A 15,537-nucleotide genomic window follows, 5' to 3' on the forward strand; every position below is an offset into this window, starting at 1 on the left:
GTTGCTACCCTGAACTCATGCCCTCCTATGACGTGTGAGGAAGCGATATGGCCCACCCCCCGCAGCAGCCCGGTTTCGATCCGAATCAGCAGCCTCCGCAAGGACCGCCGGACCAGACCGGCGCCGCTATCCCGCCGCAGCCCGGATACGGGCCCGCGCAGCCCGTGTACGGTCAGCAGCCCGCCTACGGCGGCATACCGCCGATGCCGCTGCCGCGAAAACCCAGGCCGGGCATGGTCCTCGGCATCCTGATCGGATCGATGGCGTTCATCATCGTCGTCGGGCTGGTCATCGGGCAGATGGCCGGGGGCGGCGGGCCGTCGGCCTCGGACACGCCCGAAGAAGTGGTCGCGCAGTACATGGACGACTTGACCTCGCTCTGGGAGAGCAAGGACTTCGCCGACGTGGAGGCGACCGCCGACCAGCTCGCCCCGTACGTGTGCTCCGAGATCCGAGACGAGATGAGCGACGCGGTCGAGGAGATGGGCGACGAGGGCCTCGACGAGCGGTACTCCGAAGAGGAGCTGGCCTCCCTGGAGGAGATGGAGGTGTCCATCGAGTACGAGATCACCGACTCCGCCATAGACGGCGACACGGCCGTGGTCGACCTCGATGTCACCACCGAGACGACCATGGGCGGGGAGGACTCGACGACGGACGACTCGTCCCTGAGCCTCGACCTGGTCCGCGAGGACGACATATGGCTGATCTGCGACGACAGCGTCGGCGCCTTCCGCTAGCGCGGCGGCGGTGAGCCCGCGCGCCGAAGCGCGGACGGGCCGATCCGCCGGGCCTTCAGAGGCGCCGAGACGCTACGGGCGCCACTGCGGGTCGCGGCCGGTGACCGCGATGAGCCGGTCGAGCGGCGAGGCGTCGTGCGCGACCTCCACGGCGGGCCCGTAGATGCCGTCCCGGGCCGCCTGGTCGTCGGCGCCCTGCCCGTGCAGGGCGGTCAGCGCGCCGATGATCTCGGGATCGAGCTCGTACTCCTGGCCGGTGGCCCGAGCGAGGTCCCAGCCGTGGACGGCGACCTCGTTGAGCCCCACCAGCCCCGTGACATCGCCGGGCATGGTCACCCCGCCCACGGTGGTCTCGCCCTCCCAGGCGCCCGGCCGGGACCACGCCTCGGCCAGGGCGTCGAGCCGCCGCGGCAGCAGCGTGCGCCACTCGGGGTCCACCTCGGGGGACGGCGCGGCGGGCGGATTGTCGGTGTGCGCGCCGCGTTCCTTCCGCGCCGCGCTGGTGAAGGCCCAGGACAGGCCGAGCGCGTGATTGAGCAGCGCCCCGACCGTGTACTCCTCGCACGGCGTCGGCTTCGACAGCATGCCGTCGTCGACGCCGTCGAGCAGCGCCGCCATCCGCTCGGTCACGGGCTTGAAGTCGAGCACGATCTCAGCCATGGACTCAGTCTCCTCGCAGTTCGGTGCCTGTGACGGTTACGACGACGTTCGGCTCCGGAATTCATCGCCCCGGGCCCGACTCGATCCGGTCCGCCGCTCGCGGGTCTCCGCGAGCGCTCGGCATGACGTTCGGAGCGAGATCAAGCGCACAGTCCGCGCGAACGGCCGCGCGCACGGCCCGGCGGTTCCCCAAATGGCTTTGACGCCCGCGCCGGGCGCCGCCACAATCGCCGCATGGGTTTCGTGGATCTGTCAGGCGTCGGCTACCGCCTCTCGGACGGGAGGACGCTGTTCTCGGACGTGTCGTTCCGGGTCGGCGAAGGCGCCAAGGTCGCCCTGATCGGCGCCAACGGCACCGGCAAGACCACGCTGCTCAACATCGTCACCGGCGCCCTGAGCCCCGACTCCGGCACCGTCACCCACGGCGGCGGGCTCGGCGTCATGCGCCAGCTCGTCGGCATGCGCGAAGGCGTCCAGCCGCTGCGGAGCCTCGCGGTCGCGCTCGCGCCGCCGCAGCTGCGGGCCGTCGCCGAGCGCCTGGCCGGGGCCGAGCGGCGCATGGCCGCCGACGCCCCCTCCGAGCGGACCCAGCTCGACTACGCCCAGGCGCTGGCCGACTGGGGCGAGTCCGGCGGCTACGAGTTCGACGTCCTGTGCGACACCGTCTCCGTCTCCATCCTCGGACTGCCCTGGGAGCAGACCAAGGACCGGCCGCTGCGCACGCTCTCGGGCGGCGAGCAGAAGCGCTTCGCGCTCGAGATCCTGCTCAAGGGCCGCGACGAGGTCCTGGTGCTCGACGAGCCGGACAACTTCCTCGACGTGCCCGCCAAGCGCGAGCTGGAGCGCATGATCCGCGACTCGGACAAGTCGATCCTGTTCGTCTCGCACGACCGCGAAGTGCTCGCGAACGCGGCCGAGTCGATCGTGACGCTCGAGGCCGGGACGACCTGGACGCACGGCGGCGGCTTCGCGAGCTGGCACGGGGCCCGCGCCGCGCGCCACGAGCGGTTCGAGGAGCTGCGGCGGCGCTGGGACGAGGAGCACCACAAGCTCCGCGAGCTCATGCTCATGTACAAGAACAAGGCCGCGTTCAACTCGGACATGGCCTCCCGGTACCGGGCCGCGCAGACGCGGCTGCGGAAGTTCGAGGAGGCCGGGCCGCCGCCCCTGCCGCCGCGCGAGCAGAACATCCGGGTGAAGCTCGAAGGCGGGCGCACCGGCAAGCGGGCGGTCGTGTGCGAGCAGTTGGAGCTGGAGGACCTGACCTTCCCGTTCGACCTGGAGGTCTGGTACGGCGACCGCGTCGCCGTCCTGGGCGCCAACGGCACCGGGAAGAGCCACTTCCTGCGGCTGCTCGCGCAGGGCGGCTCGGAGCCCGAGGCGGGCCTGGCGGCGAAGCGCTCGCTCGACCCGGTGGCGCACGGCGGCACCGCGCGGCTCGGCGCCCGCGTCTACCCGGGGCACTTCTCGCAGACGCACGAGCATCCCGAGTTCGACTCCCGCACGCTCCGCGAGATCCTCTGGGAGGGCGACGAGGACCGGCCCTCGCTCGACCGGCAGCGGGCGATGAGCGCGCTGAACCGCTACGAGCTCGCCGGGCAGTCCGAGCAGGACTTCAAGACGCTCTCGGGCGGGCAGCAGGCGCGGTTCATGGTGCTGCTGCTGGAGCTGTCGGGCGCGACGTGCCTGCTGCTCGACGAGCCGACCGACAACCTCGACCTGGCCAGCGCCGAGGCCCTGGAGCAGGGCCTGGCCTCGTTCGAGGGCACGGTGATCGCGGTGACGCACGACCGGTGGTTCGCGCGCGGCTTCGACCGCTACCTGGTCTTCCAGAACGACGGCGAGGTCGTCGAGTCGGACGAGCCGGTCTGGGACGTGCGCTGACGGCGGGAAGCGCACGCCCCCGACGCGGAACCGGCGCTATTGTCGGCCGGACGACCACGCCTCCGCGGCACCGGCCGCCCAGTCGGCGAAGGCGACCGGCTCGCGTCCCAGCACGGCCCGCACGCCGTCGGCCACTTCGGCGAGCGCGCCTTCCCTCATGATCTGGTACATCGCGTCCAGGAACCGCACGAAAAGCTCGGGCACGCCCGCCGAGCTCAGCGCCGCGAGGTGCGCTTCGTGACTCTCGGACCGGAAGGCCACGTCAAGCTCCGAGACGTCCGAGATGACGCGCATGGCCTCGGCGAAGGTGATCGCCTCCGGGCCGGACAGCTCGTAGATCCGGCCGTGGTGGCCGTCCTCGGTCAGGACGGCCGCGGCGACGGCGGCGATGTCATCGACGTCGATGAACGGTTCGGCGACGCCCTCCAGCGGCAGCACGAGCTCCCCGGCGAGCACCGCGTCGCGGTAGTCGCCCTCGCTGAAGTTCTGGTTGAAGTTGTTGGGCTGCAAGACCGTCCACTCCACACCCGAATGCTGCACGGCGTGCTGGGCGGCGTACACGCCGACCGTCTCGGGGGGCGCGTCCACGGCCTCGACCAGCGCTCGCAGGCCCCGCCCGGACTGGCTGACCAGGCGGCGCACCCCGGACTCGACGGCCTGGGCGACGAACTCGTCCACCGGGAACGGCTCGTCCGGGGGGACGATGTAGACGGCTTCGACGCCTTCGAGCGCCGGCGCCCACGTGGACCGGTCGAACCAGTCGAAGGGGACCGCGGCCTTGCGGGAGGCCGGGCGGACGTCGTGCCCGGCCGAGCGCAGCCGTTCGGTGAGGCGGCGTCCGACCTTGCCGGTGGCGCCGGTGACGAGGACGGCGGTTTCACTGTTCGCTTTCATGGCTCCCAGTCAAACTCGCGGGAGCTCCGGTGCCCATGGCCGAGACGCCACAGTGCATGCGTGTTCGTCCACGGGCGCCGGAGCCGTCGCTACCGGTCGAGCCTGAGCGCGCCGGACGGGCAGAGCCGGACGGCGTCCTCGACGTCGGTGTCGCAGTCCTCGGCCTCGTCGGCGAGCAGGACGACCCGGCCGTCCTCCTCGTCCTGGTCGAAGTGCTCCGGATCGGTCAGCGCGCACATTCCGGCACTGGCGCACAGTCCCCTGTCGGCGATGATCTTCACGGCGGCCTACCAGGTGACGGGGAGTTCGGCGACGCCGTAGAAGTTCTGGTCGGTGACCATCGGCACCTCGCGGGCCGGGACCGCCAGGCGCAGTCCGGGGAAGCGCTCGATGAGCTTCGCGAAGGCGGTGCGCATCTCGACGCGGGCGAGCTGCTGCCCGAGGCACTGGTGGACGCCGTGGCCGAAGGTCAAGTGGCCCTTGGCGTCCTTGGTGACGTCGAGCGTGTCGGGGTCGATGAAGTGCTCCTCGTCGCGGTTGGCGGTCTGGACCGAGACGGTCACGTACTCGCCGGCCTTGATCCGCGCCCCTTCGAACTCGAAGTCCTCTCCGGCCTGGCGGATGAGGCCGGTGTGGATGATCGTGAGGTAGCGCAGCAGCTCCTCGACGCCCCCGGCCATGAGCTCGGGGCGCTCGCGCAGCAGCTCCCACTGGTCGCGGTTCTCCAAGAGCGCCATGGTGCCCAGCGCGAGCATCTTCGCGGTGGTCTCGTGCCCGGCGATGAGCAGGAGCACGGCCATGCCGGCGACCTCGGCCTCGGAGAGCTCGGCGTCGGCGGCGAGGTCGGAGAGGAGGTCGTCGGCGGGCTCGGCGCGCTTCGCGGCGGCGAGTTCGGCGAGGAAGCCGCCGATGGACTCCCAGGCCCGGCCCTTCTCCTCGGCGCCGGCGTCCATGGTGAAGACCACGGCGGCGTCGGCCTCGAAGCGGTCGCGGTCGGCGTAGGGAACGCCGAGGAGCTCGCAGATCACCAGCGCGGGGACCGGGAGGGCGAACTCCGCGACGAGGTCGGCGGGGCGTCCGGCGGCTTCGAGGGCGTCGAGGCGCGAGTCGACGATCTCGGCGATGCGCGGTTCGAGCTGCCTCATGCGGCGGACGGTGAAGACGCCGGTGAGCTTGCGGCGCAGGCGGGTGTGGTCCGGCGGGTCCATCTCGATGAACGCGCCCGGCGTGACGGGCAGCTCGCCTTCCAGGCCGGCGTAGTCCTCGATGCCCGACACGGGCACGGGCACCTTGACCGGGGCGGTCAGCCGGGACTTGAAGCGGGGGTCGGCCAGGGCCTTGCGGGCGAGGCGGTGGCTGGTGACGAGCCAGCCTTCGGCGCCGTCGGGGTAGTACCGCATGCGCCGCAGCGGGGCCTCGCGGTGGAGGGCCATGAGCGCCTGGGGCGGGTCGAAGACGGTCTCGCGGTCGAGCGGGATGCCGTAGGGGACGGTCTCGGGTGCGGCCATGCTGGTCTCCTGGATGGTCGGCTCGGCGAGTGCCGGTGCACTCGTCTACGTATAAGTAGAGTATACGTATATACGTAGACGCGCAAGGCCGCCCCGGCTCCTCGGTGCACGGCAGTGCCCGAGGTGCCTCGGTGAAGCGGCTCGGGAGAGGGTCAGACGAGTTCGAGGAGGGCTTCGATGTACTGGGCGACGCCGTCGTCGTCGTTGCCCGCGGGGGCGAGCTCGTCGGCGACGTCCTTGACCCACGGGTGGGCGTTCGGCATCGCCACGGCGTGGCCCGCGCTGCGCAGCATGGGCAGGTCGTTGGTGGCGTCGCCGAAGACGAGCACGTCGTCCCAGCCGATGCGGAACTTGTCGAGCACGACCTGGATCCCGGCGGCCTTGTTGACGCCGACCGGGCACACCTCGAGGATGCCGACCCCGGACTCGGTCACGGTGACCTTGTCGGTGTCGACGACCTCCTGGGCGGCGAGGAGCAGCTCGGGGCCGTCCATCGAGTCGGAGACGAAGTAGCCCTTGACCATCGGGCCGGTGAAGGCCTCCTCGCGCGGGGTGACCTTGAGCGTGACGGCGGGCCAGGGCCAGTTCGGCATCGCGTCGCCGGAGAGGGGGCGGTCGGGGTCGGCCGGCTCGGCGATGGCGCGCAGCGGCCCGGCCTCGTTCTCGATGAGCCGCAAGGCCTCGTGGATGAGCTCGCCTTCGACCGAGCGGTTCGCGAGCTCGACGATCGAGTCGTCGTAGCGGCATTCGTAGACGAAGGCGCCCTGGCCGAGCACGAGGAAGTCGGCAGAGGGGATGTCGTTGCGGCACAAGTCGAGCAGCCGCGGGCCGCGGCCGGTGGCGCCGACGACGATGACGCCCGAGGCGGCCAGGCGCTTGAGCGCGGCCATGCTTCTGGGGGAGACGGTTTCGTCCGAGCGGACGAGGGTGCCGTCGAGATCCGTGGCGACGAGCCGGGGAGCCTTCGACAGGTTGATCATGCGTCCTCCTTTGGTTGTCGAGCTTCGATCCGCCACCACTGTCGTTCGCTTGTCGCGGCCGGGGTTCAGAACCACCGCCGCAATACTCGCGCAACGCCGTCGTCCCAGACGGAGGGGGCCACTTCGTCCGCCGCGGCGCGCACCTCCGGCGCGGCCTGACCCATCGCGACCGCGTACCCGGCCCACTCGAACATGGTCAGATCATTGTGGGCGTCTCCGAACACGACGGTGTCGGCCGATGATACGCCGTAATAGTCGGCGATGCGCGCGAGTCCGGACGCCTTGCTCACTCCGGGCGGTCCGACGTCGATCCAGCCGTTGGAGCCGACCTCGACGTGGTAGTCGCTCGCCTCCAGGGCCGCGCCCGCGGCCAGGCGTGCGGCGTGGGGGCATCGGCCGGCGCCGTAGGGGCTGTCGGAGGCCACGCGGGCCACGAGGCGCCCGGCGGGGCGGGCCGTGAGGTCCTCGACGGTGACCTCGCCGGCCCATTTGGCGTGGAAGTCCCGTTTGAAGCCCTTGGTGTGGTACCAGCCCTCGATGTCCCATTCGATCGCGAACTCGACCGTCTCGTCGGCGGCGACGAAGCGCTCGACGGCGGTGCGCGCGTCGACGGCCTCCCGGTGGGAGAACTCGCGCACGGAGAGGTCGTACTCGCAGGCGCCGTGCGAAGCGGAGGCGAAGCCGCAGTCCAGGCCGAGGTCCTCGGCGGTGCGCACGGCGCCCCACGCCGGACGGCCGGTGACGACGGCGACCGGCACGCCCGCGTCGCGGACGGCGCGGACCGCGTCGACCACGGCCTCGGTCGGCCGGGTGGGCTCGTGGTGGCGGTAGTCGACCACGGTGCCGTCGAGGTCCAGGGCGACGAGTTTGGGCGGGGTTTCTCTCAGTAGTGACGGGGCGTTATCTGACACACCTCAACCGTAACCCCGCGGAGATGAACGACAGGGGTCCGAGCGTCTGAACTCACGTCGACGCAGATCAGATCAAAACTACCCATCGAGGGCCTGAGGCGGCCTACGGTTCTTCTATGGCCGACATCACGATTCAGCGCGTCTACGACTACCGGAGCGACCCCGCGCGGAGCGGCGCGATGTTCCTGGTAGACCGGCTGTGGCCCAGGGGCGTCAGCAAGGATGACCTGGAAGGCGTCTCCTGGGTGCCCGACGCCGCACCGTCGCCGAACCTGCGCATCTGGTTCGGGCACAGCGCCGACCGCTTCGGGGAGTTCGCGGGCCGCTACCGCGCCGAACTGGACTCGCATCCCGAGCACGCCGAGCAGATCGTCGAAGCCGCCAGGTCCGGCTCGGTGACACTGCTGTACGCGGCGAAGGACCCGCAGGTCAACCACGCTTTGGTGCTCAAGGCGTGGTGCGAGGACGAACTCGGCGAATGACGCGTCCGGCCCCGCGAGCGCGCTCGCGGGGCCGTTCGTCCGCTCGGCTACTTCGCCTCGATGACGTCCTTGCCCACGTACGGCTGGAGCGCCTTCGGGACCGCCACCGAACCGTCGGGGCGCTGGTGGTTCTCCAGGATCGCCACCAGCCATCGCGTCGTGGCGAGCGTCCCGTTCAAGGTCGCGGCCACGGCGTTGCGACCCTCGTCGCCGCGGTACTTGATGTTCAGGCGCCGCGCCTGGAAGGTCGTGCAGTTCGACGTCGAGGTCAGCTCGCGGTAGCGGCCCTGGCTGGGCACCCACGCCTCGCAGTCGAACTTGCGGGCCGCCGAGGTCCCCAGGTCCCCCGCGGCGACGTCGATGACCCGGTAGGGCAGCTCCATCTTCTGGAGCATCTGCTCCTCGCAGGCCAGCATCCGCTCGTGCTCGGCCTCGGCGTCCTCGGGGCGGCAGAAGGCGAACATCTCCACCTTGTCGAACTGGTGGACGCGGATGATCCCCCGCGTGTCCTTGCCGTACGAGCCGGCCTCGCGGCGGAAGCACGAGGACCAGGCCGCATAGCGCCGCGGCGAGGTCAGCTCGCCGAGGTTCTCGCCCGAGTGGTAGGCCGCCAGCGGCACCTCGGAGGTCCCGACCAGGTACATGTCGTCGCGCTCGAGGTAGTAGATCTCCTCGGCGTGCTCGCCGAGGAAGCCGGTGCCCTCCATGGCCTCGGGGCGCACCAGGACCGGCGGGATCATCGGCATGAAGCCGGTCTCGACGGCCTGCTGCATGGCCAGGTTCAGCATCGCCAGCTGGAGCATCGCGCCGTCGCCGGTCAGGTAGTAGAAGCGCGCCCCGGAGGTCTTCGCGCCGCGCTCGGTGTCGAGCAGGCCGAGGCTCGTGCCCAGTTCGAGGTGGTCGCGGACGTTCTCGGGGGCGGTCTTGTCGCCGACCTCGCGCAGGACGACGTAGTCGTCCTCGCCGCCCGCGGGGGCCGCTTCGGCCACGAGGTTCGGCAGCGCCTTGCCGGCCGCGTCGAACTCGCCGGCGGTGGCGGTCACGCGCATCTCGGCGGTCTTGACCTCTTCGGCGAGGGTCTTGGTGCGGTCCAGGAGCGCCTGCTTCTCCTCGGCGGGGGCCTTGGCGATCTGCTTGCCGATGCTCTTCTGCTCGGCGCGGAGCGTCTCGAAGGACTGGAGTGCGCTGCGGTGCTCGGAGTCGGCGGACAGGAGCGCGTCGACGGCCTCGGGGGAGGCGCCGCGTTTGCGCTGGCTGTCGCGATAGAGGTCCGGGTTCTCGCGCAATGCTCGCAGATCGATCACGCCCTCCAGGTTACCGGCCTGGGCGTCGGCCGCTCAAAGCCATATGGTGGGCGCGTGGCGGTTGAAATGAACGCGAAGGATTTCGAGGCGGCGGTGTCGGACGCGCTCGACGAGGTGCCGCAGGAGCTGCTGGCGATGCTCGACAACGTGGTGATCCTGGTGGAGGAGGAGCCGGACGGGCCCGACAAGGAGCTGCTGGGCCTCTACCACGGGACGGCGCTGACCGACCGGGGCTGGGAGTACGGCGGGGTCCTGCCGGACACCATCACGATCTACCGAGGACCGACGCTGCGGATGTGCTCCTCTGTGGAGGAGGTGGTCGAGGAGGTCGCGATCACCGTGGTCCACGAGATCGCCCACCACTTCGGCATCGAGGAGCACCGCCTGCACGAGCTGGGGTGGGGCTGAGCCCCGCCGGGGGGCTCCGAGCCGCAGATGCGGCTTTTTCGAGGCTTCCCTCTCGCAGATGCCGGTTGTAGACTGCCGCATGTGACGCATTTTCGGATCAGCGACGCCGCCGAGCTCCTCGGCGTCAGCGCCGACACGGTCCGCCGCTGGATCGACGGCGAGCGGCTCCCCGCCGGCCGCGACGAGCACGGCCACCGAGTGGTCGACGGCGCCGACCTGGCCGCGTTCGCCCGCTCCCGCGCCGCCGCCCCCGAGGCCGGCTCCGGGGACTCCTCGGCCCGGAACCGCCTGCGCGGCATCGTGACCGCCGTCGTCAAGGACACGGTCATGGCGCAGGTCGACATCCAGGCCGGGCCGTTCCGGATCGTCTCGCTCATGAGCCGCGAGGCCGTCGACGAACTCGATCTCGAGGTCGGGTCCGTGGCCGTCGCCGTGGTCAAGTCCACCACCGTCGTCGTCGAGCGGAGCGAACCGTGAAGACCGCCCCTGTCGCCGCGGCCGCCGCCCTGCTCGCCCTCGCCGCCTGCGGCTCGGTCGACGACTCGATGGGAGACGGCGAGGTCGACGGCACCGTGACCGTCTTCGCCGCCGCCTCGCTCACGGAGTCGTTCGAGCGGATCGGCGAGGACTTCGAGGACGCCAACCCCGGCGTCGAGGTCGAGTTCAGCTTCGCGGGCAGCTCCTCGCTGGCCGCCCAGATCAACCAGGGCGCGCCCGCCGACGTCTTCGCCTCCGCCGCACCGGCCGACATGGACACCGTCGTGGAGGCCGGGAACGCCGAAGGCCCCGAGGTCTTCGCGCGCAACCAGCTCGTCATCGCCGTCCCCGAAGGCAACCCCGACGGCGTCGCCGCGCTCGCCGACCTGACCGACCCCGGCCTCAAGGTGGCGCTGTGCGCCGAGGAGGTCCCCTGCGGGGCCGCCTCGCAGACCGCGCTCGACGCCGCCGGAGTGGAGCTGACCCCGGTCACCTACGAGACCGACGTCAAGGCCACGCTCGCCAAACTCACCCTCGGCGAGGTCGACGCCGCGCTCGTCTACCGCACCGACGTCGCCGCCGACGGCGTCGAGGCCGTCGAGTTCCCCGAATCCGCCGAGGCCGTCAACGACTACGTGCTCGCGGTCGTGGGCGGGGCGCCGAACCCGGCCGCCGCCGAGGCCTTCGCCGCCTACGTCCGCTCCGACGAGGCGCTCGCCGTGCTCACCGCCGCCGGATTCCAGGCGCCGTGAGCGAAGCCGTGCCGCAGGCCGCGCCCGCCGAAGCCCGCCGCGCCTCCCGCGGCCCGAGGCGGCAGCGCGTCCCCGTCGCGCTGCTCGTGCCCGCGCTGCTGGGCCTGGCCTTCCTGACCCTGCCGCTGGCCGGGCTGCTGATCCGCGCGCCGTGGAGCACCATGCCGCAGCGGCTGGCCGAGCCCGAAGTCCTCGAGGCGCTGCGGCTCTCGGTGTTCACCGCGACGGCCGCGACCGTGCTGTGCCTGGTCTTCGGCGTCCCGCTGGCCTGGCTGCTCGCCCGCGTCGACTTCCGCGGGAAAGGCCTCGTGCGGGCCCTGGTGACCGTGCCGCTCGTGCTGCCGCCCGTCGTCGGCGGCGTGGCGCTGCTCCTGGTCTTCGGCAGGAACGGCCTGGTCGGCGGATGGCTCGACGAAGCCTTCGGCGTCAGCCTGCCGTTCACCACCGCCGGGGTGGTGGCGGCGATGGCGTTCGTGGCGATGCCGTTCCTCGTCGTCTCCGTGGAGGGGGCGCTGCGCGGCGCCGACGCCCGCTACGAGGAGGCCGCCGCGACCCTCGGCGCCGGGCGCTGGACCGTGTTCACGCGCGTGACGCTGCCGCTCGTGGCGCCCGGGATCGCCGCCGGGGCGGTCCTGAGCTGGGCGCGGGCGCTCGGCGAGTTCGGCGCCACCATCACCTTCGCCGGGAACTTCCCCGGCCGCACCCAGACCATGCCGCTGGCCGTCTACCTCGCGCTGGAGACCGACCTGGAGGCGGCGATCGTGCTCAGCCTCATCCTGCTCGCCGTCTCGGTCACCGTCCTGGCGTGCCTGCGCGACCGCTGGACGGCCGCCCCATGACTCGGCTCCTGGACGCTCGGCTCGTCGCCGAGCGCGGAGCCTTCGGGCTCGATCTGCCGCTGCGCGTCGGCGCCGGGGAGACCGTCGCGCTGCTGGGGCCGAACGGCGCGGGCAAGACCACCGCGCTGCGCTCGCTCGCCGGGCTCCACGCCCTGTCGGAGGGGCATGTGACCCTCGCGGGGCGCGATCTCGACCGGCCCGGCCGCGTCTGGGTCGCCCCCGAGCGGCGCGGCATCGGCGTGGTCTTCCAGGACTACCTGCTCTTCCCCCACCTGACGGCCCTGGACAACGTCGCCTTCGGTCCGCGCAGGCGCGGCCTCGGCCGCGCCCGGGCCCGACAGCTCGCCGCCGACTGGCTGGCCCGGGTCGGCCTGGCGGAGCTCGCGTCCCGCAGGCCGCGGGAGCTGTCCGGCGGCCAGGCGCAGCGGGTGGCGCTGGCGCGGGCGCTCGCCGTCGAGCCGACGCTGCTGCTGCTCGACGAACCGCTCGCGGCGCTCGACGCCCGCACCAGGCTCGACACGCGGGCCGAGCTGCACCGCCACCTGGAGCGGCACGAGGGCGCGGCCGTGCTCGTCACGCACGACCCGGTCGACGCGCTCGTGCTGGCCGACCGCCTCGTCGTCGTCGAGGACGGCGCGGTGGTCCAGGAGGGCGACGCCGAGACGGTGACCGCCAGGCCCCGCACCGACTACGTCGCCCGGCTCGTCGGGCTGAACCTGTACCGGGGCCGGGCCGAAGGGCACAGCGTGCGCCTCGACGACGGGACGGTCCTGACCGCGGCCGACGCGATCGACGGCGAGGCCTTCGCGGCGTTCCCGCCCAGTGCCGTGGCCCTGCACGCCGACAGGCCCGAGGGCAGTCCGAGGAACGTCTGGGAGGCGAGGGTCGCGGGCGTCCACCGCCACGGCGACAACCTGCGCGTCCAGCTCGACGGCCCGCTGCGGGCCGCATCCGACGTCACGCCTGGGGCGGCCGCGCAGCTGGGACTCGTCTCGGGGATGCGCGTGTGGGCGGCGGTGAAGGCGGCCGAGATCCGCGCCTACCCGGCGTAGGCCGCGGCGTCCTCCTCCTCGGGAAGGAGATCGCCGCGGCCGATCGCCGACGCCGGTGGTATCCGGCGGTGCTCCCGCGGCCGATGCGCGCGGTGAGCCTTTCGGGGAGGCTCGCGGCATGACCGCGACCATGGCTTCGACTCCCGCGCGCGTGCGCCGACTCCAGTTGACGGTGGGGCTCTGCTCCGTGGTGTTCACCCTCGGGACCGCACTGCACAACTTCGTGATCATCGACGTCTCGGTGATCGAGGAGATGATGCGCTCGGCCGGAGGCGCCGATCCCGGCGGCGAGGCGCCCGGCTTCACCGCCGGGTTCCGCGCGGTCGGATCGGTCTACATCGCCGCCAACGCCGTCGGCATCCTGGCCCTGTGGTTCCGGCCCCGGTGGCTCTACTGGTGGGTGCTGGCGGTGAACGTGACCCAAGGGCTCGGATGGGTCATGATCCCGACGCAGATGTGGTCGGTCGTGGCCGACCACTACGGTCCGGCGGGGACCCTGCCGTCGGCCGTCACCGACGGCGGGGCGGTCCTGCTGTCGGTCGTGATGATCGTCGCGCTGATCCGCTGCCGCGGGGTCTGGGGCGGCGGAGCCGTCGCCGACCGCCCCTGACCGCCTCACGCCGCGGCCAGCACGGGCGCGGGCTCGGCGGCCTCGGGCTCGTCGCGGGTGCCGCGCCGGATCATCGGGACGCAGCAGACGACGATCGCGATGGTCGCGACGCCGATGACGACGAACACGGTCCGCGTGGGCAGCGCGCTCGACAGGGCCCCGCCGAGGACGAAGCCGATGAGCGTGGCGGCGTTGAGGATGCCGTTGACCTTCGCTCCGGCCCGGCCCCGGAAGTCCTCGGGGACGCGGCGGGCGACCGAGATCTGCATCGCGGAGTTCTGGCAGGCGTTGAGGACGCCGCCGAACATCATGAGCGGCACGAGCAGGAACACGGTCGGCAGCGGCATGCCGAGGCCGACGCAGACCGCGCCGGTCATCGCCAGGCCGGTCATGAGCATCCAGGCGAGGTGGGCGTCGCGCTTCAGGCGGCGGATGACGGCGGCGGCGATCCAGGCGCCGCCCGCCATGCCCAGCGTCCAGCAGGCGTGGATGAGGCCGTAGGTGCCCTCGGAGGCGCCGTAGACCTCGCGGACGAGGAAGACCTCCAGGACGTTGACCGCGCACAGGCACGCGATGACCGAGCCGAAGCCGATGGCCATGACGGTCAGGAGCCGGTCGCCGCGCAGCTTCCAGGCGGGCTTCTCGGCGCCGCGGTGCGCGGTGAGGTCGCGGCGGACGCCGCCGCGCCTGGTGCGGATGTCGGCGCAGAGCGCGGCGCGCAGGAGGGCGCAGCAGACGGCGACGATGAGCGCGCCGTCGGTGCCGTGGGCGCCGACGACGAAGCCGGCCGCGCCGGGGCCGGCGGCCATGCCGATGAGGGTGCCGGTCTGGACCGTGGCGATGGCGCGGGGGAGGTCCTCGGGGGTGGCTATGGCCGGGATGAGGGCGCTGACGGTCGGTTGCAGCATCGCGGTGCCGCAGGCGTTGAGGACGACGAGCCCGAGCAGTGCCGGCAGCTCGTCGGTGAGGATCATGCCGGTGATGGCGGCGGCCTGGAGCAGGCCGCTGGAGGCCATGAGGGTGCGGCTGTCGAAGCGGTCGGCCATGCGGCCGGTGAACGGCGAAAGCAGGACCATCGGGAGGGTGGCGCAGATGATGAGGGTGGCGACGGCCGCGCCGCCGAGCCCGGTGGACTGGAGGTGGAGGACGAGCGCGAAGTCCGCGGTGAACATGGCCATGCCGGCGAGGAAGGCGCAGGCCGCGGCGGCGTGGATGTCGGACCAGCGGGTCCCGTCGGCGAAGGATGTGAAAGACATATTTCGAAAATACACTTTCACATCTAGATGCGAAAGAGGTTTTTCAGAATTTCTTCGAGTTTTTCAGTCGTGGACGTGAGGGAAGAGGCGGAAGAGGTAGTGCATCACCAGTGTGCCGTCGTCGGGGGCCCCCTCCTCGGCGTAGGCGATGCTGCGCTCGGCGTACTCGTGGATGAGCGCGAGGAGCCGGTCCTTGAACTCCTCGATCTCCTCCGGCTTCAAGCGCATCCGGCCGTGCGAGGTGGTGGAGAGCTCCCGGATCTCGGGGTCGAGCTGGTGCATGACCTCCAGGGCCCGGCGGAAGGTGCGGTCCTCCTGATCGGTGAAGGTGCGCACCATGGCCTGCTCGACGACCTTGTCGCTCTCGGAGGCGTCCTTCTCGGCCTTGATCGAGAAGCTGTGGACCTTGAGCCGCCACACGCGCTCGCGCGCGTCGCCCCGGCTCGGGGCCTCCTCGATGAACCCGGCCTTGGCCAGCGTCCGCAGGTGGTAGCTCATGGCGCTCGGGGTCATGCCCGCGACCTCGGCGATCTCGGTGGCCGTCGCGCCGTCGAAGCCCTGGATGCGCCGGGTGCCCAGGTAGTCGAACACCTCCATCCGCGCCGGATGGGCCAGCGCCTTCATCCGCTCGGGATCGGTGATCTGCTCCTGGTCCATCGGAAAGCGGCCGAGCCCGGGCGGCTGCGGCGGATCGGGAGGGGTGGGGGGCACGGGGGGCTTCGGCGGTCCCTGCGGCCCGGGCAGGGCGGGACCCGAATTCGAAGCGGGTATTTCGAACAT

Annotated in this window: 18 protein-coding genes; 9 read left to right on the forward strand and 9 right to left on the reverse strand. The window is 71.8% G+C overall.

Annotation, left to right across the window (positions count from 1 at the left end; translation table 11 throughout):
* Positions 1-47: 47 nt before the first annotated feature.
* Positions 48-740: an Rv0361 family membrane protein gene (locus YWW_RS0101065; RefSeq protein WP_155829792.1), complete on the forward strand. Its 693-nt coding sequence runs from the start codon at positions 48-50 to the stop codon at positions 738-740.
* Between the two features lie 72 nt (positions 741-812).
* Here the strand turns inward: YWW_RS0101065 and YWW_RS0101070 are convergent, their stop codons facing one another.
* Positions 813-1,400 (reverse strand): TIGR03086 family metal-binding protein, encoded by a 588-nt coding sequence (locus YWW_RS0101070; protein WP_026928642.1) that lies wholly within the window; start codon positions 1,398-1,400, stop codon positions 813-815.
* Positions 1,401-1,634: 234 nt separating this feature from the next.
* Here YWW_RS0101070 and YWW_RS0101075 point away from each other — a divergent pair, with 234 nt between their 5' ends.
* A complete protein-coding gene (locus YWW_RS0101075) occupies positions 1,635-3,284 on the forward strand; it encodes an ABC-F family ATP-binding cassette domain-containing protein (RefSeq protein ID WP_026928643.1) in 1,650 nt (549 codons plus the stop codon).
* A gap of 36 nt (positions 3,285-3,320) precedes the next feature.
* On the opposite strand, the gene YWW_RS0101080 is transcribed toward YWW_RS0101075, so the two are convergent.
* The 5 genes from YWW_RS0101080 to YWW_RS0101100 all read right to left on the reverse strand — a co-directional run bounded on the left by YWW_RS0101080 (position 3,321) and on the right by YWW_RS0101100 (position 7,577).
* Complete coding sequence (locus YWW_RS0101080; protein ID WP_026928644.1) at positions 3,321-4,178, reverse strand: NAD(P)H-binding protein; 858 nt, start codon at positions 4,176-4,178, stop codon at positions 3,321-3,323.
* 89 nt (positions 4,179-4,267) lie between these two features.
* Entirely contained in the window at positions 4,268-4,459 is a 192-nt protein-coding gene (locus YWW_RS0101085; protein WP_026928645.1) for a ferredoxin, read from the reverse strand.
* 6 nt (positions 4,460-4,465) lie between these two features.
* The gene (locus YWW_RS0101090; RefSeq protein ID WP_026928646.1) at positions 4,466-5,686 is read right to left on the reverse strand and encodes a cytochrome P450; all 1,221 of its coding nucleotides are present in this window, start codon (positions 5,684-5,686) and stop codon (positions 4,466-4,468) included.
* A 152-nt stretch (positions 5,687-5,838) separates the two neighbouring features.
* Positions 5,839-6,666, reverse strand: coding sequence for an HAD-IIB family hydrolase (locus YWW_RS0101095; RefSeq protein WP_026928647.1), 828 nt, complete (start codon positions 6,664-6,666; stop codon positions 5,839-5,841).
* A gap of 65 nt (positions 6,667-6,731) precedes the next feature.
* Positions 6,732-7,577, reverse strand: coding sequence for an HAD family hydrolase (locus YWW_RS0101100; protein WP_081687096.1), 846 nt, complete (start codon positions 7,575-7,577; stop codon positions 6,732-6,734).
* Between the two features lie 116 nt (positions 7,578-7,693).
* Between YWW_RS0101100 and YWW_RS0101105 the strand changes: the two genes are divergently transcribed.
* On the forward strand, positions 7,694-8,059 hold the full coding sequence (locus tag YWW_RS0101105) for a DUF488 domain-containing protein (protein ID WP_026928649.1): 366 nt from the start codon (positions 7,694-7,696) through the stop codon (positions 8,057-8,059).
* Positions 8,060-8,106: 47 nt separating this feature from the next.
* On the opposite strand, the gene serS is transcribed toward YWW_RS0101105, so the two are convergent.
* Positions 8,107-9,363, reverse strand: a complete 1,257-nt coding sequence (gene serS, locus YWW_RS0101110; RefSeq protein ID WP_026928650.1) for a serine--tRNA ligase — start codon at positions 9,361-9,363, stop codon at positions 8,107-8,109.
* Positions 9,364-9,429: 66 nt separating this feature from the next.
* Here serS and YWW_RS0101115 point away from each other — a divergent pair, with 66 nt between their 5' ends.
* From YWW_RS0101115 to YWW_RS0101140, 6 genes are all read left to right on the forward strand, one after another.
* Entirely contained in the window at positions 9,430-9,771 is a 342-nt protein-coding gene (locus tag YWW_RS0101115; protein ID WP_035697511.1) for a metallopeptidase family protein, read from the forward strand.
* An 81-nt stretch (positions 9,772-9,852) separates the two neighbouring features.
* A complete protein-coding gene (locus tag YWW_RS0101120; RefSeq protein ID WP_026928652.1) occupies positions 9,853-10,248 on the forward strand; it encodes a TOBE domain-containing protein in 396 nt (131 codons plus the stop codon).
* Positions 10,245-11,000: a molybdate ABC transporter substrate-binding protein gene (gene modA / locus YWW_RS0101125; RefSeq protein ID WP_026928653.1), complete on the forward strand. Its 756-nt coding sequence runs from the start codon at positions 10,245-10,247 to the stop codon at positions 10,998-11,000. The genes YWW_RS0101120 and modA overlap by 4 nt, the downstream gene beginning before the upstream one ends.
* A gap of 8 nt (positions 11,001-11,008) precedes the next feature.
* Complete coding sequence (locus YWW_RS0101130) at positions 11,009-11,839, forward strand: ABC transporter permease (protein ID WP_026928654.1); 831 nt, start codon at positions 11,009-11,011, stop codon at positions 11,837-11,839.
* Positions 11,836-12,891, forward strand: a complete 1,056-nt coding sequence (locus YWW_RS0101135) for an ATP-binding cassette domain-containing protein (protein ID WP_026928655.1) — start codon at positions 11,836-11,838, stop codon at positions 12,889-12,891. The genes YWW_RS0101130 and YWW_RS0101135 overlap by 4 nt, the downstream gene beginning before the upstream one ends.
* A 118-nt stretch (positions 12,892-13,009) precedes the next feature.
* Positions 13,010-13,501: a hypothetical protein gene (locus YWW_RS0101140; RefSeq protein WP_051325233.1), complete on the forward strand. Its 492-nt coding sequence runs from the start codon at positions 13,010-13,012 to the stop codon at positions 13,499-13,501.
* 5 nt (positions 13,502-13,506) lie between these two features.
* On the opposite strand, the gene YWW_RS27585 is transcribed toward YWW_RS0101140, so the two are convergent.
* On the reverse strand, positions 13,507-14,757 hold the full coding sequence (locus tag YWW_RS27585; RefSeq protein WP_035703886.1) for an MFS transporter: 1,251 nt from the start codon (positions 14,755-14,757) through the stop codon (positions 13,507-13,509).
* Positions 14,758-14,820: 63 nt separating this feature from the next.
* Positions 14,821-15,414 carry a winged helix-turn-helix domain-containing protein gene (locus YWW_RS33590; protein ID WP_051325234.1) on the reverse strand — a complete coding sequence of 198 codons (594 nt, stop codon included), beginning with the start codon at positions 15,412-15,414 and terminating at the stop codon, positions 14,821-14,823.
* Positions 15,415-15,537 lie beyond the last annotated feature (123 nt).

The organism is Glycomyces tenuis DSM 44171 (assembly GCF_000427885.1).
GTDB classification, from domain to species: Bacteria; Actinomycetota; Actinomycetes; order Mycobacteriales; family Micromonosporaceae; genus Glycomyces; species Glycomyces tenuis.